This window comes from Streptomyces sp. NPDC036764, assembly GCF_055609385.1.
The window spans coordinates 230,484-248,982 of the sequence record NZ_JBVJPT010000008.1 but is presented as its reverse complement, the minus strand read 5'-3'; the positions used below and the strand labels follow the sequence as shown (position 1 = coordinate 248,982).

Here is an 18,499-nt window from a genome sequence, read left to right as displayed (position 1 = left end):
GTTGTGTTGGGCGTGGAAGAGACGATCCCGGCCACCGAAGCCGCACAGATTCCCAAGCAGCGCGGCGAAACGCTGCTGGAGACCGCCGTTCGCTATGCCGAGGAGCGTCACTGGGACGTGTTTCCCGGGACGTGGCTGGAAGCCGTCGACGGCGTGCAGTACTGCTCCTGTGGCGACGCCGCCTGCCCCGCGCCGGGTGCCCACCCCGCGCGCCCGGACTGGGCGACGCAGGCGACCGGGAGCGCCACGGTGGCGCGACGGATGTGGCAGAAGCAGCCCACCGCGTCGATCCTGCTGCCGACGGGGCGTACCTTCGACGCGATCTCCGTCCCGGAGACGGCCGGGTTCCTCGCGCTGGCCCGGATGGAGCGGATGGAGCTGCCGCTGGGGCCGGTGACGTTGACGCCGGATCGCCGGATGAACTTCTTCGTGCTGCCGGGTGCGTCGGTGAAGGTTCCCGAGCTGGTGCGCAAGCTGGGGTGGTCGGTCGGGTCGCTGGACCTGGTGGCGCTCGGCGAGGGGGCGTACGTCGCCGGACCGCCCACTCGGTTCGGGTCCCGGGGGGCCGTGCAGTGGGCCTGCCGGCCGACGCCGGCGAACCGGTGGCTGCCGGACGCCGAGGAGTTGATCTCGCCGCTCGCCTATGCGTGTGGGCGGGATCGGTAGCGCCTATTGATCTGCCGCGCGTTCGCGGTCGGCGACTGCGGGTTCGTTGTGGCTTGTCGCGCAGTTCCCCGCGCCCCTTTAGGTTGGCGTTCATGACGTCGGCCGTAAGTGTGCGTGGGCTCTGGAAGCGGTTCGGGCAGCAAGTTGCCGTTGCGGGGATCGATCTTGAGTTGCCCGCCGGGAAATTCATCGGGCTCGTCGGGCCGAACGGTGCCGGGAAGACCACCACTCTCTCCATGGTGACCGGGCTGCTGCGGCCCGATCAGGGATCCGTCGAGGTGGTCGGGCACGACGTCTGGCGGGACCCCGTCGAGGTGAAGGCCCGGATCGGGGTGCTGCCGGAGGGGCTGCGGCTGTTCGAGCGGCTCTCCGGGCGCGAACTGCTCGCGTACACGGGGCGGTTGCGCGGGCTGCCCGGAGCCGAGGTCGACAAGCGGGCCACCCAGTTGCTCGACGTACTCGATCTGGCGGGCGCCCAGCACAAACTGGTCGTCGACTATTCGACCGGCATGCGCAAGAAGATCGGGCTCGCGGCGGCACTCCTGCACAATCCCGAAGTGCTGTTCCTGGACGAGCCGTTCGAGGGCGTCGATCCCGTCTCCGCGCAGACGATCCGCGGCGTCCTGGAGCGCTACACCGCCTCCGGCGCGACCGTCGTCTTCTCCTCCCATGTCATGGAGCTCGTCGAGTCGCTGTGCGACTGGGTCGCCGTCATGGCCGCCGGGCGCATCCGGGCCCACGGCCCGCTCACCGAAGTGCGCGGCGAGGCCGCCTCGTTGCAGCACGCGTTCCTCGAACTCGTCGGCGCGAACGGCCGCGACGCCGCCGCCTCCGACCTCGACTGGCTGGGCGGCGCGGCGCGATGAGCACCGACGTGACCGGGGTCTTCGTACGGCTGAAGCTGTCCCTGCTCAGGAACGGACTACGGCAGTCCGGTGGCCGGCGGGCCGCATACGTCGCCTCGGCCGTGGTGGTCCTCCTCTTCGCCGCGCTGCAGCTCCTGGGCCTGATCATGCTGCGCGGCAACGCGCACGCCGACACCGTGGTCGTCATCCTGGTCGCGGTCCTCGCGCTCGGCTGGGCCGTGATGCCGCTGTTCTTCCCCGGCGGGGACGAGACCCTCGACCCGACGCGGCTGGTGATGCTGCCGCTGCGCCCCCGCCCGCTGGTCCGGGCCCTGCTCGTGGCCTCCCTGGTCGGCATCGGCCCGCTGTTCACCCTGTGCCTGTTCACCGGTTCGGTGATCGCCCTCGCGCACGGCGGGGCGGCCTACGTCGCCGCCGTCATCGCCGTCGCCTTGGCCCTGCTGGTGTGCGTGGCGTTCGCGCGGGCCGTCGCCGTCGCCAACATCCGGCTGCTGACCAGCCGCAAGGGCCGCGATCTGGCGGTGCTGAGCGGGCTGGTCATCGCGATCGGCGCGCAGGTCGTGAACTTCGGGGCGCAGCGGCTCGGTTCCTCGGGCCTGGCGCAACTCGATCCGGCGGCGGACGTGCTGCGCTGGGTGCCGCCGGCGTCCGCGATCGCCGCGGTGCGGTCGGTGAGCGAGGGGTCGTACGGGGTCGGAGTTCTCCAACTCGCGCTGACCGCCAGTGCGTTGCTGGGCCTGATCGCCGTGTGGTCGCGTCATCTGACCCGGCTGATGACCTCTCCCGACGGCTCCACGCTCCAGGCGGTCACCGAGTCCGCCGTGCGGGAGCGGACCCCGACCGGCCTGGCCCGGCTGCTTCCGGCCGGCCGCACCGGCACCGTCATGGAGCGCAGTCTGCGCTATGTGTGGCGCGACCCGAAGACCAAGGCGGCCTGGGTGACCTCGCTGGCCATCGGCCTGATCGTGCCGCTGTTCAACGCGTTGCAGGGCACCGGCTCGATCTACTTCGCCTGTTTCGCCGCCGGGATGCTCGGCATCCAGATGTACAACCAGTTCGGGCAGGACACCTCGGCGTTCTGGATGGTCGCGATGACGATCTCGTCGCCCCGGGACGCCTACGTGGAGCTGCGCGGCCGGGCCCTGGCACTGCTGCTGATCACCCTGCCCTACGCCACCCTGGTCACCGTCCTTACGACGGCGTTCCTCGGTGCCTGGCCCAAGCTGCCGGAGGTGCTGGGGCTGTCCCTGGCCCTGCTCGGCGCGATGCTGGCGACCGGCGCGTGGACGTCGGCCCGTTTCCCGTACTCCATCCCGCAGGAGGGCTACAAGAACGTCGCCCCTGGGCAGTCGGGGCTGGCCTGGATCTCGATCTTCGGCGGCATGATCGCGGCCGCCCTGCTGTGCGCCCCCGTCCTCGCGGTGACGATCTGGCTGAACGTCAGCGAGGGCGGGGACGACTGGACCTGGCTGCTGCTGCCGGGCGGAGCGGCCTACGGGGCGGCGATCACGCTGCTGGGACTGCGCCTGGCGGCACCGCGGACGGCGGCCCGCCTCCCGGAGATCCTGACGGCAGTCAGCAAGGGATAGCGGACCCTGCAACGCACCCTGGGGCCGGGGAACTGCTCGACAAGCCACGAGCAACCCGCGGCCGCCGTCGCTCTGCACGCACCGAGCTCATGGGCGCCCGGCATCACTCAGGCCGCACCGAGCTCACAGGCGCCCGGCGTCACCCCGTCCGCACCGCATCCAAAAAGGGCTCAATGGCCCCCCGCCACCCCTCGGGCTGGTCATAGTGCACAAGATGCCCGGCATCGGACACCTCCGCGTACTCACCCCGCGGCAGCACCCGCACCATCTCCTGCGCCTCGGCCCGCCCGAGCTCGCCGTCCAGCCCGCGCACGACGAGCGTGGGGCACTGCACCTGCGTGAGCTCCTCCCAGTGCGCGTCGTACACCCAGGTCTCCCGGGACCGCAGCATCTGGTCCGGCACGAAGACCGGCCGCCAGCCGTCCTCGCACTCGTGCATGACCTCGGCGTAGAACTCGCCCCGGGCGGGATTCGGGCGCTCGACCCACGGGTCGTCCTCCCCGAACCACTTGCGTACGTCGGCGAGCGTGGCGAAGGGGACGGGCCAGGACTTGAACCAGTCCGACCACTCCCGCTGCGAGGCCGCGCCGAGCGCGGAGGCCCGCATGTCGCAGATGATCACGCCGCGCACCAGATCCGGCCGCTTGGCGGCGAGCTGCCAGGCGGTCAGCGCGCCCATGGCGTGGCCGATGAGGACGGCCGGGGCGAGGCCGAGCTGTTCGAGGGCGGCCTCGGCGTCGTCGACGTAGGCGTCGCGGGTGAAGGCGGCCTGCGCGGGCTTGTCGCTGCGGCCGTGGCCACGCTGGTCCAGGGCGACAGCGCGGTGCCGCTCGGAGAGCCAGCGGGCGGTGGAGGCCCAGTGCGAGGCGCGGCCCATCAGGCCGTGCAGTAACAGGACACCGAGCCGGCCGTCATGCTCGGTCGCGGGGTCGGTCTTGGGAGGGTCGCCGAACTCCCAGGCCGCGAGACGTACGCCGCCGGTCCCGGTCACGTCGATGCGCCGCGCCATCGGTCTGGCCCCCCTAGCTCCGCTCGGACCGCGCGAGTCGGACGGTCCTGTCATCCGCGTCCTGCTTGCCCTGCCTGCCGTATCTGCCGTTTCCGCCGTCGCCTTCGCGAGCACCGTGTGCCACCTGCGGCGCACTCGTCGTGGATGCCCTCGCACGCGATGTGCATGTCCTGTGGTTCTGACGTGATCTTATGCGCACATTCATGAAGCGCACGTTCCGCCCGACCCGTCACCCGCAGACTATCGAACCCATATTCGAAAATGCGGGCCCCATGGGCAACACCCCTCATTCGAGTGACGCCCTCCAAGGATTGATCGCCACCGTCGAGGGGAGACCTTCACCGGGAGGCGGACCGCTCGGGGAAACCGGTCCGAAGGGGATGACCCTGGGAGCTCGGGGCTCCGGGTCAGCACAGGGGAGGACAGGCCCCGGCGCCGCACGGCGCCGGGGCCCTCTCCACATTCACGGCACATCCTCGCGCCCCCTCCCCGGCCGGACGCATCACTGTCCGTCACGGCCAAGAGCCTCAGGTCATATGCCTACGCGACAGCCTCGCACGCGAATCCGCCGGGCGCTGCGATTCCGCACACTGGATCTTCGAAGGGAAAAGATCGACGGATCACCACAACTCCCGCTCCCTTACCGGGAATTTCACGGGAGAGAATTCGAGATGGACAGCCGCCGTCGGTCAGCGCTTGGCGACGAACACATGCGAGGCGACGTCCGCCTCCAGCTCGGCCGCCTCACCACCGCTGCCCACCAGCACACCGCCCGCGGACTCGGTCACACTCACCACCGAGCCGGGCTGCACGCCGGCCCGGCGCAGCGTGTACATGAGCTGCGCGTCGGTCTGGATCGGCTCACCGATCCGGCGCACGACGACCGTCTTGCCCTCGACGCCCGGGTCGAGGTCGGCCAGCGAGACCATGCCCTCGTCCAGGAACGGATCGGCGCCGTCCTTCTCGCCGAGCTCCTCCAGTCCGGGGATCGGGTTGCCGTACGGCGACTCGGTCGGGTGGCGCAGCAGCTCCAGCACCCGCCGCTCCACCGCCTCGCTCATCACGTGCTCCCAGCGACACGCCTCGGCGTGCACCTGCTCCCACTCCAGGCCGATCACATCGACGAGCAGACACTCGGCGAGACGGTGCTTGCGCATGACGCGGGTGGCCAGCCGCCGCCCCTCGTCCGTGAGCTCCAGGTGCCGGTCGGACGCCACGGACACCAGCCCGTCACGCTCCATCCGCGCCACCGTCTGGCTGACGGTCGGTCCGCTCTGGTCCAGCCGCTCGGCGATCCGGGCGCGCATGGGGACCACACCTTCCTCCTCCAGCTCGAGGATGGTGCGGAGATACATCTCCGTGGTGTCGATCAGTCCGGACATACGTGCCCCTCGATTAGCTCTGCGATTAGCTCAGCCGGAAGCGAGACAGCTCCACGGCGCGTGCGCTGGCCCTGCACTCAATTCTGCCGGATACCACTGACAACCGTGCCGAGCCGTTGAAACCAGGGGGTTATATGGCCGCACGTCCGGCGGCCCGAAGCCGCGTACGGCGGGCTCCTTCCACCGGGCGCGACGCGCCGCGGGCGCTCCGCTCACCCCGCCGAACCCGCACAGGCGTCACAGGCACACACACCGTATTGACACCGCACTGGTCCAGACCGCACGGTGATCCGCGACACATTCGCATCCGCGACCCGGGAGGGCCCCGCATGAGCGACAGCACGCCGGCCGACCAGTTCTTCGACGCCGCGATCGGCCTGCTCCAGCGGGTCCGTGACGAGGAGGCCGAGAACATCGAGGCGGCCGGCACCCTGCTCGCCGACACGGTCGCCGCCGACGGCCGGCTCTTCGCCTTCGGCGCCGGCCACTCCTCGCTCGCCGCCCAGGACATCGTCTACCGCGCGGGCGGCCTCGCACTGATGAACCTGCTGGCCGTGCCCGGTGTCGTGGGCGTCGACGTCATGCCCGCCACCCTCGGCTCCGCCCTCGAACGCGTCGACGGCCTCGCCGGCGCGGTCCTGGACAGCTCCCCGCTCCGCGACGGCGACGCCCTCGTGATCATCTCCCTCTCCGGCCGCAACGCCCTCCCCGTGGAGATGGCCATGAGCGCCCGCGCCCTCGGCGTCAAGGTCATCGGCGTGACCTCGGTGGCGTACGCCTCCGAGACGACGTCCCGCCATGTCTCCGGCACCTACCTCAAGGACCACTGCGACATCGTCCTCGACTCGAGGATCGCGATCGGCGACGCCGAACTCACCCTCGACACCATCCCCGCCCCCTTCGCCCCCGCGTCCACGGTCGTCACCACGGCCCTCCTCCAGGCCGTCATGGCCACCGCGGCCGCCTCCCTGGCCACACGCGGCATCGAACCCCCGCTCCTGCGCTCGGGCAACGTCGACGGCGGCCACGACTGGAACAAGCAGGTGTTCGAGAAGTACGGGGACCGGATCTTCTACCGGCAGTGAGGCGGGGCCGGCAGGGGGGCCGGTGCCCTGCCTACTCCCGTTCCACGGCTCCCGCCAGATCCAGCGCGGAAGCGATCCGCACCGCCACGTCCTCCGCGTACACCGCGTCGCTTCGGCCGAACGCGGTCCGGCCGGAGGCGCGCAGGAACGTCACGACGCCCAGTGTGCGGCCCCGGCTGCGCAGGACCGCGCACAGCACGTGCACCGCGTCCGCCGGCCACTGCCGCGCCACGGCCCACTCGCGGGCCCGCTGCGCCGGCACGTCCCCCGCATCCGCCCGCACCGACCCGGCCCGCGCCACGCACCGCAACGCCGGATGCCCCTCCGCGTACCGCACGGGCAACCCGGCCTCCCCGCCGAGCCGGCTCGGCCCCGGCGTACCGGACGGCGTCACGGCGACCCGGACGAGCCGTACCGGATCCGCGCCCTCCCCGCCCGCCGCCTGGTCGGCCACCGCCCCGCCCGCGACCCGGTCGATCAGCGCGTGATCGGCGAACCCGGCCAGCGCGAAGTCCAGATGCACCGTCGCAGCCTCCGCGGGGTCCTCGCACTCCGCGGCGGCCCGTGCGGCACGGTGGAGCTGATTGGTCCGGAAGCGCAGCAGCGCCGCCTCCTGCTCCGCCTGCTTGGCCTCCGTCACGTCCTGGAAGAGCCAGCCCACCCCCAACGGCACGGGCTCCTCCGCCAGCGGCGAGGCCAGCCGTACGAAACCGCACCGCCAGCAGCGACGCCGCTCACCGTCCGGCGTCCGCAGGCTCACCCAGATCTCGGCGGGCGCCGGCGGCGCACCCTCGGCGAGCACATGGGTGAGCGCGCTCTCCAGCTCCTCGACGCCCTGCGCGAGCAGCTCACCCAGCGGCCGCCCCAGCACGGACGTACGCCCGATGCCCAGCGCACGAGCGGCGTGAGCGTTCACAACGGCCGGCCGCAGATCCGCGTCGACCAGCACCACACCCCACGACGCGTCCTCGAACAACGCCTCGCTGAGCGCGATCGACCGCTCCAGATCGATCTGCGCGTGCACCTCGCTGAAGGCGCAGTACACCCCCGCGGGCTTCCCGTCGGGCCCCCGTACGGCCGCCGACTGCGTACGGACGAGCACCCGCCCGCCGTCCTTGGTCAGCAGCGCGAACTCGTGCACCTGCCGCCCGGGGGCCTCCATGGCGGACATCAGCCGCCCCTCGACCTCCTCGGCGTCGGCCTCGCGCACCGCCCACCCGGCGAACCCGGGCCGCCCCACGGCCTCCGCCGCGGTCCAGCCCAGGATCCGCTCCGCCTCACGGTTCCAGTGCGTGACGACCCCGTCGCCGTCGAAGGCGCACAGGGCCGCGTCCATCCCGTCCAGCAACGCGGCCAACAGATCGGAGCCGCCTGCCGAACCCTCCGAACCACCCGACGAACCGTCCGGACCGTCCCGCTCGGGTTCGTCCGGCCCCAGCTCGTCGGTGGTCCCACTACGCCGGGAAGCACTCACCTGGACCCCCTGCCAAGCTGCGTCCGCACGTACACCACGTCGGTTCGCTCACTCGCAATCATCTAACTGGAACGTGACCCAGCACACACCGAGTTCCCCAAGATTGAAGGAATCGTTGTACGAGCCGATGTGCGCCTACGCCAGCCGCAGGTCCACCCACAGATCGGGCCCGTCGTCCACCACGTACCGATCGGTCTCGACGAAGCCGCGCGCCTTGGCGAACCGCAGCCCGTCCTCATTGTCGGCCGACACACATGTCTCGATCACCTTGGCGCCCAGCACGCGCGCGTAGGCGAGCCCGTGCCGGAACAGCCTCGTGCCGTACCCGTGCCGCCGGTACTCCGGCAGCACGCGCGCGATGACCGTCGCCACCGCGTCCTCGCCCGCCGGCGGCCGTACGGTCGAGCAGCCGACGAGCACATCTCCTACGTACGCGTTCCGCAGCCGGTACCGCCTGCTGCGCTTGCGCACCTCACCCAGATCCATGGCCGCGGGAGGGACGATCACGTTGTGGACGTGGCGCCACTCCTGAAGCATCGCCTCGCCGTCCACCGGAACAATCCGAAGATCAGACACATGTGCCACTTCCCCTGCGCGCGTACACCTCAATCTCGATCTTCATACGAGGATCCGCGAGCCCGCACACCATCATCGTCGCCGCCGGCCGCACCTGACCGAAGTACCGCCGCAGCACCGGCCAGCACGGCTCGAAGTCCTCCCGCTCCGGCAGCAGGTACCGCACCCGCACCACGTCGGCGAACGAACTGCCCGCCTCCTCCAGCGCGGCCCCCACATTCCGCAGACACTGCTCCGCCTGCTCCACCACGTCCTCGGAGATCGTCATCGTCGCGTAGTCGAACCCGGTCGTCCCCGACACATGCACCCAGTCCCCGTCGACCACGGCCCGCGCGTACCCGATCTCCTCCTCGAAGGTCGACCCGCTCGACACCGCCCGCCGCACCACCTGCTGCTTTGTCATGCCCGGAAAGCTAGGCGCATCGCAGGGGTACGTCTAATACGGCGCAGACGGCCACGTGATACCTCTGGAGATATGGCCGCCGAAGAACCGGAGCGTCCCGAACTCCCCCTCCCCCAACTGCACGCCTTCGCCGTCCTGGCCGAGGAACTCCACTTCGGCCACGCCGCGAGACGCCTCGGCATCGCCCAGCCGCCCCTGAGCCAGCAGATCCGCCGCCTGGAGGCCAAGGTCGGCCACCCCCTCTTCACCCGCACCCCCGGCCGCATCGCCCTCACCCCCGCCGGCCACGCCCTGCTCCCGGCCGCCCGCCACGCCCTCAGCGCCCTCGCGGACGGCCTCGCCACCGCCCGCGCCGTCGCCACCGGCCACACCGGCACCCTCCGCATCGGCTTCGCGGCATCCCTCGCCCTGACCGTGCTGCCGGGCCTGTTGCGCACCCACCGCGAGCACTACCCCGACGTCCACCTGGACATCAGGGAAATGACCACGGCCCCGCAGTTGGCCGCGCTGCACGCCGAGACGATCGACATCGGCCTGCTCCGCGAACCCCCGGCCGACGACCCGGCCCTCGCCTTCCGCACGATCCTGACGGAACCCTTCGTGGCCGTACTCCCCGCCGGCCACCCCCTGGCAGCGCGCCGCACCGTGCCCCTGGACCGCCTGGCCGACTCCCCCTTCGTCCTCCTGCCCCGCGAGGCCGGCCCCGGCCTCCACGACCGCATCACCGCCCTCTGCGCCACGGCGGGCTTCACGCCCCGGGTGACCCAGGAAGCCGTCGAATGGCAGACGGTCTGCGCCCTCGTGGAAGCAGGCCTCGGCATCTCCCTGGCCCCCACCAGCATCCGCCGCATCCGCCTCAAGGGCGTGGCGTTCCGGGCCGTCGATCCGGGCACGGAGCGCACCCGGGTGGCGGTGGCGTGGCGCAGGGACGAGGCGAATCCGCTGGTGGGGAATCTGCTGGCGTCAATATCTCGAAAAACCGGTTGATCGGTGGCCGAGCGGTTCCTAGTGTGTGGCTCACGCACGAAAGGAGGTGATCCGGTACATGTATGAATCCCGGACGAGCGAGGTGGCTGCGGGCTAGCGGCTCGCCACCACACGCAGTGCGGTGCCGGACCAGCACGTGACAGACGCGTGCAGCCGGCCCATTCCAAAGCAGTCACCCGACCCGCGGGCCGCCGGTAGTCCGACCGGCTCCTCCAGTGGAGGACCAGGCTCGCGGGTCGCCTGCTGTCCTGGGGCCTTGCCTCGGCCCCGCCCGCTCACGGACTGAGCCGCTCCACCCGCCACCCTCCGTCCTGCTCCGCCACATAGCGCAGGCGGTCGTGCAGGCGGTTCTCTCTGCCCTGCCAGAACTCCACCGTCTGGGGGGCCACCCGGAAGCCGCCCCAGTTCGGGGGTACCGGGACCTGCTCGCCCTCGGGATAGCGGGCGGCCAGTTCGGCGTACGAGGCGTCGAGTTCCGCGCGGGAGGGGATCACCGAGGACTGGACGCTGGCCCAGGCGCCGAGCTGGGAGCCGTGCGGGCGGGTGCGGAAGTAGGCGGCCGTCTCGTCGCGTCCGGTGCGCCGGGCCACGCCCGTGACGATGACCTGGCGGGCCATCGGGTGCCAGGGGAAGAGCAGGCAGACGTACGGGTTCCCGGCGAGGTCGCGGCCCTTGCGGGAGCCGTAGTTGGTGAAGAAGACGAAGCCCTGCTCGTCGAACTGCTTCAGCAGCACCGTCCGGGAGCTGGGCCGGCCCTCGGCGTCCGTGGTGGAGACGATCATCGCGTTCGGCTCGAAGAGGTGCGCCTCCGACGCGGCCTGCTTGAACCAGCGGGCGAACTGGGCCACCGGGGTGGCTGCCAGGTCGGCCTCGGCGAGACCCTCGGCCCGGTAGTGCTTGCGCATCGCGGCGGGGTCGGGGGCGGGCTCTGCGGGATCGAAGGCGACAGCGTCTCGGTCGGTCACGCGGTCATCTTGCCGTATCCGAACGGGCGTCGTCCGGCGCGGTGCCCTTCAACGCCGCATGGCACTCAGTGCCGCAGGGGTCCCCAAAAGGTGGCACTGAGGGTATCGTTCTCGTGCCGTTCCGGTTGGATGACCGCCAGCCGCACGGGGCATCACAGGGGTACGCCGAGGACCGCGAGTCCGCCGAGGTTCGGAGTCCCGCAAGCCCGGATTCCGAGCCCGTGACCGTGGATCCACCCGGCGTAAGCCCATCTCCGCCGACTGACATGTGGTCGTTCCACCCACAACCCCATCCGTCGCACACATCACGAGGAGCCGCCTGATGTCCGATTTCGTACCCGGGCTCGAGGGAGTCGTCGCGTTCGAGACGGAGATCGCCGAACCGGACAAGGAGGGCGGCGCCCTGCGATACCGGGGCGTCGACATCGAGGACCTGGTCGGCCACGTCTCGTTCGGCAACGTCTGGGGGCTGCTCGTCGACGGGGCCTTCCGTCCCGGACTGCCGCCCGCCGAGCCCTTCCCGATCCCCGTGCACTCCGGTGACATCCGCGTCGACGTCCAGTCCGCGCTCGCGATGCTCGCACCCGTGTGGGGGCTCAAGCCCCTCCTGGACATCGACGAGGAGCAGGCCCGCGCGGACCTGGCCCGCGCCGCCGTCATGGCCCTGTCCTACGTCGCCCAGTCCGCGCGCGGGCAGGGCCTGCCGATGGTCCCGCAGCGTGACATCGACAAGGCCCAGTCCGTCGTCGAGCGCTTCATGATCCGCTGGCGCGGCGAGCCCGACCCCAAGCACGTGGCCGCCGTGGACGCCTACTGGACGTCCGCCGCCGAGCACGGCATGAACGCCTCCACCTTCACGGCCCGCGTCATCGCCTCCACCGGTGCCGACGTGGCCGCCGCGCTCTCCGGCGCCGTAGGTGCCATGTCCGGCCCGCTGCACGGCGGCGCGCCCTCGCGCGTCCTGCACATGATCGAGGAGATCGAGCGCACCGGCGACGCCGAGGCGTATGTGAAGCAGACCCTCGACAACGGCGAACGCCTCATGGGCTTCGGCCACCGCGTCTACCGCGCCGAGGACCCGCGCGCCCGCGTCCTGCGCCGTACGGCCCGGGAGCTCGGCGCGCCCCGCTTCGAGGTCGCCGAGGCGCTGGAGAAGGCGGCCCTGGCGGAGCTCCACGCCCGTCGTCCGGACCGTGTGCTGGCGACGAACGTCGAGTTCTGGGCGGCCATCGTCCTGGACTTCGCGGAGGTCCCGGCGCACATGTTCACGTCGATGTTCACGTGTGCCCGTACGGCGGGCTGGTCGGCGCACATCCTGGAGCAGAAGCGCACCGGCCGCCTCGTGCGCCCTTCGGCCCGCTATGTGGGCCCGGGCTCACGCAACCCGCGCGAGATCGAGGGCTACGCGGACATCGCACACTGAGCCCCACGCGGGCGTTCCCCACGCGGGCGTTCCCCACGTGCGCGTCACCCTCGCACGCGTCCCCCTCGCACGTGTCCCCTCCGGCGGGCCGGTCATCACGCGGGCCGTAGAGCTCCGCGTGGTGCCGCTCGGCGGCGGGCGCGCACCCTGCCCGCCATGGCCGGTCGATGGCGGCATACGGAACGTGACTGATCCACTCCGCCAGTATGCTGGGGCGGCTGCGGCATCCCACCATCACCCGTCCCTGCGTGGTGAGTTACGGCCTGCGGCGTCGAGACCTCTTACGGCATGGGGGATGGGGAACAGGTGCTGATAGCGGGCCGCTACCGGCTGGGCGCGTCGATCGGACGCGGTGGGATGGGGGAGGTCTGGCGGGCCTACGACGAGACCCTCGGCCGCCATGTGGCCGTCAAGCTCCTGCTGCCCCAGGACTCCGACCCCACCGCCACGTCCCGGTTCCGGCTGGAGGCGCAGACCGCCGCGCGGATCGACCATCCGAACGTGGTGGGCGTGCGGGACTTCGGCGAGTACGACAACCGGCTCTTCCTGGTGATGGAGCTCGTCGAGGGCGACAACCTGGCCCGGCTGCTGACCCAGTCGGGGGCGCAGCCCGCGGAGCGCGTGGCGCGGATGGCCGCGCAGGCCGCCGCGGGGCTCGCCGCCGCGCACCGGCAGGGCATCGTCCACCGTGACATCAAGCCCGGCAATCTGCTGCTGGACGCCGACGGCACCCTCAAGATCGGTGACTTCGGCATCGCCCGTTTCGTCGACGACCCGGGCGCCGCGCTCACCGCGACCGGGCAGATCGTCGGCACGAGCCTCTACCTCGCCCCGGAGCGGGCGCTGGGAAAGCCGGCGGGCCCGGCCTCCGACGTCTACGCGCTGGGCTGCGTGCTCTACCAGTTGCTCACCGGGCGCCCGCCGTTCCAGGCCGACACCGCCGTCGCGATCCTTCACCAGCATCTGGACGCCGCCCCCGTGCCACCGCGCGAGCTGGGCGTCCCCGGTCTGCCGCCCGCGTTCGAGAACTATCTCCTCGGTCTGCTCGCCAAGGAGCCCGAGCACCGTCCCGCCGCCCAGCAGGCCGCCGACTGGTTCGACGACGGCGCCTGGCTGGGCCGCTCCGAGCCGCTCCCGGACCCTGCTGCCCCGTCCCGCCCGTCGCCGGCCGCGCCGGCCGGTGCCTCCGGCCCGAACCGGGGCGAGACCAGCAACCCGACCACCTACGCGCTGCCCTCGAACCAGGGCACCGCGTCGCCGCGCGGCGGACCGGGCCGCGCCCGCAACCGGTCGCACTCCTCACCCACCGGCCGGTCGCATTCCGCATCCACGGGTCCGTCCCACTTCGCGTCCACCGGCGGGTCACACGCCGCATCCACGGGCCGGTCGCACTCGTCATCCACGGGCCGGTCGCACAGCGTCTCCCGCTCCCGGTCCCACTCCCCCTCCGGCGCCCGGTCCAGGACCCGATCCCGTCCCCGGGTGGCCTCCGGCACCGGCACCCGGAACCTGCTGATCACGGTCGCCGCGGCGGCGCTCTTCGCGGCCGCGATGCTGCTGGGCATGCTGTGGTTCTCCCCCGACAAGACGGCCGCGGAGAGCACGAAGTCCGACACCGCGCCGAGCCCGACCGCCTCGGCCTCCACGTCGCCCCTGGAGTCGAGCCCGTCGCCGATCATCTCTGCGAACCCGGCGGCGGAGGCGACCGCCGACCGCAAGGCGCAGGAAGATGAGGAGCGCGAGGGGCGGGAACAGAAGCAGCGGGAGGAGCGGGAGCGCGACGCGCGGCAGGACGGTGACGACGACGGCGGCGAGGGCGACGACGACTGACGGCAGATGCCCGACCACGACTGACGGCAGATGCCCGACGACTGACGGCAGATGCCCGACCACGACTGACGGCAGATGCCCGACGTCGGACGGCGGTCGCCCCGGCAACAGGTGACCGCGGCGCCGTCAGCCCAGCGCCTCGTCCAGCAGCAGGCCCCACTGCGTCACCACACGCTCGCGTCGGCCCGCGTCGTCGGTGAGGAGGTTGGCCAGGCCCAGGCCGCGTGCCATGTCCAGTACGCCCTGGACGGTCTCGCGGACGCCGGGGCGGGACTCGTCGACGCCGAGCAGGTCGACGGCTATGCGGTGCGTCTCGCGGCCCACCCGGGCCTCCAGCTCGGTGACCCGTGGCCGTAGCTGGTCCTCGTTCGACGCGGCCACCCACAGGTGCAGGGCCGCGCGGAACAGGGGGCCGGTGTAGAGGTCGACCAGGGCGGCCACGACGCCCCGGCGGTCGCCTGCCGCGCCCTCGGGGAACAGGGCCCGCAGGGCTGTGGAGCGTTCCTCGGCGACATATTCGACGGCCGCGGTGAAGAGGTCCTCGCGGGTCGGGAAGTGATGCTGGGCCGCGCCCCTGGAGACGCCGGCGCGTTCGGCGACGACGGAGACCGTGGAGCCCGCCCAGCCGTGTTCGGCGAGGCAGGCCACGGCGGCCTCCAGGAGGCGTTGCCGGGTGGCACGGCTGCGGTCCTGTTTGGGCACGCGGTCCGCCCGGTCCACGCGGTCGCCGACTGTGCTCACACCACCCATTGCGGATCCCGTCGTTCGAGGAAGGCCGTCATCCCCTCGCGGGCATCGGCGGAGGAGAACAGCCGGGCCGAGAGCGCGGTCAGGTCGGCCGCGTCCCGGTCGAAGGTTTCCAGCACCTTAGCCGTGAGCAGCGCCTTCGTCTCGGCCAGGGCCTGGGGTGCGGCCCTGCGCAGGCCGTCCAGGACGGGTTCCAGTACGGCGTCGACGTCCTCGCCCTGCGCCGTGAGCAGGCCGATTCGGGCGGCCTCGGGCGCGTTGAGGCGTTCGCCGGTGAGGTAGTAGCGGGCGACGGCGCGGGGGTCCACGCGCGGGAGCACCGGCAGGGAGATCACGGCGGGGGCGACCCCGATGCGGACCTCGGTGAAGGCGAAGGTGGCCTCGCGGGAGGCGGCGGCGATGTCGCAGGCGGTGAGCAGGCCGAGGCCGCCCGCGCGTACGTGGCCGGTGACCCGGGCGACGACCGGTTTGCGCAGCTCCACGATCTGCCGGAGCAGGCCGACCAGCGCGTCCGGGTCCGGCGGGTCGCGCAGGTCGGCGCCCGCGCAGAAGGTGTTGCCGGTGTGGGTGAGGACGACGGCGCGTACGTCGGCGTCCTTGGCGCAGTCCGTCAGCGCGTCGGCCAGCTCGCCCACCAGCGACGCGGAGAGCGCGTTGCGGGTGGCCGGGGAGTCGAGGCTGAGGGTTTGGACGGCACGCGTGCGCGTGCGGCCGATCAGCGTCATGTGCTCTCCTTGGGCGCGCGCAGTTCGCGGCGCAGGATCTTGCCGGAGGCGGCCCGGGGGACGCCGTCGATGAAGGTGACCTGGCGGACCCGCTTGTAGGGGGCGACGCGTTCGGCGACGTACATCATGACCTCGCCCTCGGAGAGGTCGGTCGCGGACGGCTGGCGGACCACATGGGCGTGCGGCACCTCGTTTCCGTCGTCGTTATAGGCGCCGACCACAGCCGCGTCCGCGATGCCGGGGTGGGTGAGCAGGAGTGCCTCCAGTTCGGCGGGGGCGACCTGGAAGCCCTTGTACTTGATGAGCTCCTTGACGCGGTCCACGACGAACAGCCAGCCGTCGGCGTCCGCGTGGCCGACGTCGCCGGTGTGCAGCCAGCCGTCGGTGTCGATCATGGCGGCGGTGGCGTCGGGGCGGCCGAGGTAGCCCTTCATGACCTGGGGGCCGCGGATGAGGATCTCGCCGGACTCGCCGACGCCGAGGTCCTTGTCGGGGTCGTCGAGGGAGACGATGCGCATCTCGGTGCCGGCGATGAGCCTGCCGACGGTGCCGGCGGGCGCGTCGTGCATGTCGGCGAGCGGGACGACGTGGGTGCCCGGGGACAGTTCCGTCATGCCGTACGCCTGGCCGACCGGCGGCAGTCCGAGGCGCTCGGAGCAGGCGGCGGCGAGGGCCGCGTCCAGGGGTGCGGCGGCGCTGATGATGTACCTCAGCGACGACAGGTCGTACTGCGCGACCAGCGGGTGCTTGGCGAGGGCCAGCACGATCGGCGGCGCCACGTACAGGCCGGTGATGCGGTGGTTCTGGATGGCCGCGAGGAAGGTCTCCAGGTCGAAGCGGGGCAGGACGACGACCGTGGCGCCGACCCTGAGGGGGGCGTTCATCAGGGCGGTGAGGCCGTAGATGTGGAAGAAGGGCAGTACGGCGAGGATGCGGTCGCCGGGGCCGGCCGAGGTCGCCGGTTCGAGCTGGGCGAGGTTGGTGGCGATCTGGCGGTGGGTGAGCATCACGCCCTTGGGGATGCCGGTGGTGCCGGAGGAGTACGGCAGGGCCGCGACGTCCGCCGACGGGTCGAGGTCGACCTGTGGTTCGGGGGCCGCGCAGGCCAGCATGTCGATGAGCGAGCGGTGTCCCGGTGCGCTGTCGCACACGAAGATCTCCCGCACGCCGCCCGCGAGTTCGGCGGCCCGGCGTGCGCTCTGAAGCAGGGGCGAGACGGTGACGATCCAGCGGGCCGCCGAGTCCTTGAGCTGCTTGGCGAACTCCTCGGGCGTGGCGAGCGGGTGCACGGTGGTGACGGAGGCGCCCGCGCGCGTGGCGGCGTAGAACGCCGTGGGGAAGGCGACCGTGTTGGGGCTGTGCAGGGCGAGTATGTCGCCCTTGCGCACGCCCGCCTCGGCGAGGCCGGCGGCGATGCGCCGGTGGAAGCGGTCGAGCTGCTCGTAGGTGAGGGTGGTGCCGTCCGTGCCGTCGATGAGCGCGGGCGTGTCCCCGAACTCGGCGGCCCGGCCGAGTACGGCCTCGTGGATGGGGAGTTCTACGGCCGGGACGTCTGCGTACTCGCTGCGGAACACGGTTCCTCCTCGCGACACGGTGCCGACAGGCCGCCGGTCAGTACGACTTGGGCAGGCCCAGGGTCTGGTGGGAGACGTAGTTGAGAATCATCTCCCGGCTCACCGGAGCAATACGAGCCACGCGTGCCGCCGTTATCAACGAGGCGAGCCCGAATTCGCGCGTGAGGCCGTTGCCGCCGAGGGTGTGCACGGCCTGGTCGACGGCCTTCACACAGGCCTCCCCGGCCGCGTACTTGGCCATGTTGGCGGCCTCGCCCGCGCCGACGTCGTCCCCGGCGTCGTACAGGTAGGCCGCCTTCTGCATCATCAGGCGGGCCAGTTCGAGGTCGATGTGCGCCTGGGCGAGGGGGTGCGCGATGGCCTGGTGGGCACCGATGGGGGCCTTCCACACGGTGCGCTCGCGTGCGTACTCGATGGCGCGGGCGAGGGCGTGGCGGCCCATGCCGATCGCGAAGGCGGCCGTCATGATGCGTTCGGGGTTGAGGCCGGCGAAGAGCTGGAGGAGTCCTGCGTCCTCGTCGCCGACGAGGGCGTCGGCGGGGAGCCGTACGTCGTCGAGGGTCAGCTCGAACTGCTTCTCGGCGGCGTTCAGTTCCATGTCGATCTGGCGGCGCGTGAAGCCCTCGGCGTCGCGCGGGACGATGAACAGGCAGGGTTTGAGGTTGCCGGTGCGGGCGTCTTCGGTGCGGCCGACTATGAGGGTCGCGTCGGCGATGTCGACGCCGGAGATGAAGACTTTGCGGCCGGTGAGGAGCCAGTCCCCGGTGTCCGGGTCGCGGCGGGCCGTGGTGGTGATGCGGTGGCTGTTGGAGCCGGCGTCGGGCTCCGTGATGCCGAAGGCCATGGTGCGGGTGCCGTCGGCGAGGCCGGGGAGCCACTGTCGTTTCTGTTCCTCGGTGCCGAAGCGGGCGATGACGGTGCCGCAGATGGCGGGTGAGACGACCATCATCAGCAAGGGGCAGCCTGCGGCGCCGAGTTCTTCGAGGACGATGGAGAGTTCGGCTATGCCGCCGCCTCCGCCTCCGTACTCCTCGGGGAGGTTGACGCCGAGGTAGCCGAGCTTGGCCGCCTCGGACCAGAGGGTTTCTCGGTCGTAGGTGCGGCCGTGGCGTTTGCCGAGGGCGGCGACCGCAGCGCGGAGGGCCTGGTGCTCGTCGGTTTCGATCGTGGCCATGTGACTCCTTCGTCGTGGCTGGTC

The 18,499-nt window shown here is 71.7% G+C and carries 17 protein-coding genes; 7 read left to right on the top strand and 10 right to left on the bottom strand.

Annotated elements, in window-relative coordinates; translation table 11 throughout:
- Positions 1-3 precede the first annotated feature (3 nt).
- From ACZ69Q_RS27995 to ACZ69Q_RS27985, 3 genes are all read left to right on the top strand, one after another.
- Positions 4-666 carry a bifunctional DNA primase/polymerase gene (locus ACZ69Q_RS27995; RefSeq protein WP_471046749.1) on the top strand — a complete coding sequence of 221 codons (663 nt, stop codon included), beginning with the start codon at positions 4-6 and terminating at the stop codon, positions 664-666.
- Positions 667-758: 92 nt separating this feature from the next.
- Positions 759-1,532 carry an ABC transporter ATP-binding protein gene (locus ACZ69Q_RS27990; RefSeq protein WP_471046747.1) on the top strand — a complete coding sequence of 258 codons (774 nt, stop codon included), beginning with the start codon at positions 759-761 and terminating at the stop codon, positions 1,530-1,532.
- The gene (locus ACZ69Q_RS27985) at positions 1,529-3,121 is read left to right on the top strand and encodes a transporter (protein ID WP_471046746.1); all 1,593 of its coding nucleotides are present in this window, start codon (positions 1,529-1,531) and stop codon (positions 3,119-3,121) included. Before ACZ69Q_RS27990 ends, ACZ69Q_RS27985 begins: the two co-directional genes overlap by 4 nt.
- A 139-nt stretch (positions 3,122-3,260) precedes the next feature.
- On the opposite strand, the gene ACZ69Q_RS27980 is transcribed toward ACZ69Q_RS27985, so the two are convergent.
- Positions 3,261-4,130: an alpha/beta fold hydrolase gene (locus ACZ69Q_RS27980; protein ID WP_471046745.1), complete on the bottom strand. Its 870-nt coding sequence runs from the start codon at positions 4,128-4,130 to the stop codon at positions 3,261-3,263.
- 689 nt (positions 4,131-4,819) lie between these two features.
- Positions 4,820-5,512, bottom strand: a complete 693-nt coding sequence (locus tag ACZ69Q_RS27975) for a metal-dependent transcriptional regulator (RefSeq protein WP_004000347.1) — start codon at positions 5,510-5,512, stop codon at positions 4,820-4,822.
- A gap of 329 nt (positions 5,513-5,841) precedes the next feature.
- Here ACZ69Q_RS27975 and ACZ69Q_RS27970 point away from each other — a divergent pair, with 329 nt between their 5' ends.
- Positions 5,842-6,597, top strand: coding sequence for an SIS domain-containing protein (locus tag ACZ69Q_RS27970; protein ID WP_471046744.1), 756 nt, complete (start codon positions 5,842-5,844; stop codon positions 6,595-6,597).
- A gap of 31 nt (positions 6,598-6,628) precedes the next feature.
- Here the strand turns inward: ACZ69Q_RS27970 and ACZ69Q_RS27965 are convergent, their stop codons facing one another.
- From ACZ69Q_RS27965 to ACZ69Q_RS27955, 3 genes are all read right to left on the bottom strand, one after another.
- Complete coding sequence (locus ACZ69Q_RS27965; RefSeq protein ID WP_471046742.1) at positions 6,629-8,071, bottom strand: PAS domain-containing protein; 1,443 nt, start codon at positions 8,069-8,071, stop codon at positions 6,629-6,631.
- Positions 8,072-8,206: 135 nt separating this feature from the next.
- Complete coding sequence (locus ACZ69Q_RS27960) at positions 8,207-8,647, bottom strand: GNAT family N-acetyltransferase (RefSeq protein WP_471046741.1); 441 nt, start codon at positions 8,645-8,647, stop codon at positions 8,207-8,209.
- Entirely contained in the window at positions 8,640-9,050 is a 411-nt protein-coding gene (locus ACZ69Q_RS27955; RefSeq protein WP_471046739.1) for a RidA family protein, read from the bottom strand. The genes ACZ69Q_RS27960 and ACZ69Q_RS27955 overlap by 8 nt, the downstream gene beginning before the upstream one ends.
- Positions 9,051-9,122: 72 nt before the next feature.
- Here ACZ69Q_RS27955 and ACZ69Q_RS27950 point away from each other — a divergent pair, with 72 nt between their 5' ends.
- Positions 9,123-10,037, top strand: a complete 915-nt coding sequence (locus ACZ69Q_RS27950) for a LysR family transcriptional regulator (protein WP_471046737.1) — start codon at positions 9,123-9,125, stop codon at positions 10,035-10,037.
- A gap of 275 nt (positions 10,038-10,312) precedes the next feature.
- On the opposite strand, the gene pdxH is transcribed toward ACZ69Q_RS27950, so the two are convergent.
- Entirely contained in the window at positions 10,313-11,002 is a 690-nt protein-coding gene (gene pdxH / locus ACZ69Q_RS27945) for a pyridoxamine 5'-phosphate oxidase (RefSeq protein ID WP_471046735.1), read from the bottom strand.
- 322 nt (positions 11,003-11,324) lie between these two features.
- Here pdxH and ACZ69Q_RS27940 point away from each other — a divergent pair, with 322 nt between their 5' ends.
- Together ACZ69Q_RS27940 and ACZ69Q_RS27935 are read left to right on the top strand one after the other, a co-directional pair.
- Positions 11,325-12,425 (top strand): citrate synthase 2, encoded by a 1,101-nt coding sequence (locus ACZ69Q_RS27940; RefSeq protein WP_471046733.1) that lies wholly within the window; start codon positions 11,325-11,327, stop codon positions 12,423-12,425.
- 288 nt (positions 12,426-12,713) lie between these two features.
- Complete coding sequence (locus ACZ69Q_RS27935; RefSeq protein WP_471046732.1) at positions 12,714-14,255, top strand: serine/threonine-protein kinase; 1,542 nt, start codon at positions 12,714-12,716, stop codon at positions 14,253-14,255.
- Positions 14,256-14,381: 126 nt separating this feature from the next.
- Here the strand turns inward: ACZ69Q_RS27935 and ACZ69Q_RS27930 are convergent, their stop codons facing one another.
- Genes ACZ69Q_RS27930 through ACZ69Q_RS27915 form a run of 4 tightly spaced genes read right to left on the bottom strand, consistent with a single transcriptional unit; the run spans position 14,382 to position 18,475 of the window.
- Positions 14,382-15,005 (bottom strand): TetR/AcrR family transcriptional regulator, encoded by a 624-nt coding sequence (locus ACZ69Q_RS27930; protein WP_471046730.1) that lies wholly within the window; start codon positions 15,003-15,005, stop codon positions 14,382-14,384.
- A complete protein-coding gene (locus ACZ69Q_RS27925; protein ID WP_471046728.1) occupies positions 14,993-15,727 on the bottom strand; it encodes an enoyl-CoA hydratase family protein in 735 nt (244 codons plus the stop codon). Before ACZ69Q_RS27925 ends, ACZ69Q_RS27930 begins: the two co-directional genes overlap by 13 nt.
- Complete coding sequence (locus tag ACZ69Q_RS27920) at positions 15,724-17,301, bottom strand: 4-coumarate--CoA ligase family protein (RefSeq protein WP_471046727.1); 1,578 nt, start codon at positions 17,299-17,301, stop codon at positions 15,724-15,726. Before ACZ69Q_RS27920 ends, ACZ69Q_RS27925 begins: the two co-directional genes overlap by 4 nt.
- Positions 17,302-17,338: 37 nt before the next feature.
- Complete coding sequence (locus tag ACZ69Q_RS27915) at positions 17,339-18,475, bottom strand: acyl-CoA dehydrogenase family protein (RefSeq protein WP_471046726.1); 1,137 nt, start codon at positions 18,473-18,475, stop codon at positions 17,339-17,341.
- Positions 18,476-18,499 lie beyond the last annotated feature (24 nt).

Coding starts and splice junctions, on each gene's coding strand:
- ACZ69Q_RS27990 (WP_471046747.1), top strand. CDS start 759: ATGACGTCGGCCGTAAGTGTGCGTGGGCTCTGGAAGCGGTTCGGGCAG.
- ACZ69Q_RS27985 (WP_471046746.1), top strand. CDS start 1,529: ATGAGCACCGACGTGACCGGGGTCTTCGTACGGCTGAAGCTGTCCCTG.
- ACZ69Q_RS27980 (WP_471046745.1), bottom strand. CDS start 4,130: ATGGCGCGGCGCATCGACGTGACCGGGACCGGCGGCGTACGTCTCGCG.
- ACZ69Q_RS27975 (WP_004000347.1), bottom strand. CDS start 5,512: ATGTCCGGACTGATCGACACCACGGAGATGTATCTCCGCACCATCCTC.
- ACZ69Q_RS27970 (WP_471046744.1), top strand. CDS start 5,842: ATGAGCGACAGCACGCCGGCCGACCAGTTCTTCGACGCCGCGATCGGC.
- ACZ69Q_RS27955 (WP_471046739.1), bottom strand. CDS start 9,050: ATGACAAAGCAGCAGGTGGTGCGGCGGGCGGTGTCGAGCGGGTCGACC.
- ACZ69Q_RS27950 (WP_471046737.1), top strand. CDS start 9,123: ATGGCCGCCGAAGAACCGGAGCGTCCCGAACTCCCCCTCCCCCAACTG.
- ACZ69Q_RS27940 (WP_471046733.1), top strand. CDS start 11,325: ATGTCCGATTTCGTACCCGGGCTCGAGGGAGTCGTCGCGTTCGAGACG.
- ACZ69Q_RS27935 (WP_471046732.1), top strand. CDS start 12,714: ATGGGGGATGGGGAACAGGTGCTGATAGCGGGCCGCTACCGGCTGGGC.
- ACZ69Q_RS27930 (WP_471046730.1), bottom strand. CDS start 15,005: ATGGGTGGTGTGAGCACAGTCGGCGACCGCGTGGACCGGGCGGACCGC.
- ACZ69Q_RS27925 (WP_471046728.1), bottom strand. CDS start 15,727: ATGACGCTGATCGGCCGCACGCGCACGCGTGCCGTCCAAACCCTCAGC.
- ACZ69Q_RS27915 (WP_471046726.1), bottom strand. CDS start 18,475: ATGGCCACGATCGAAACCGACGAGCACCAGGCCCTCCGCGCTGCGGTC.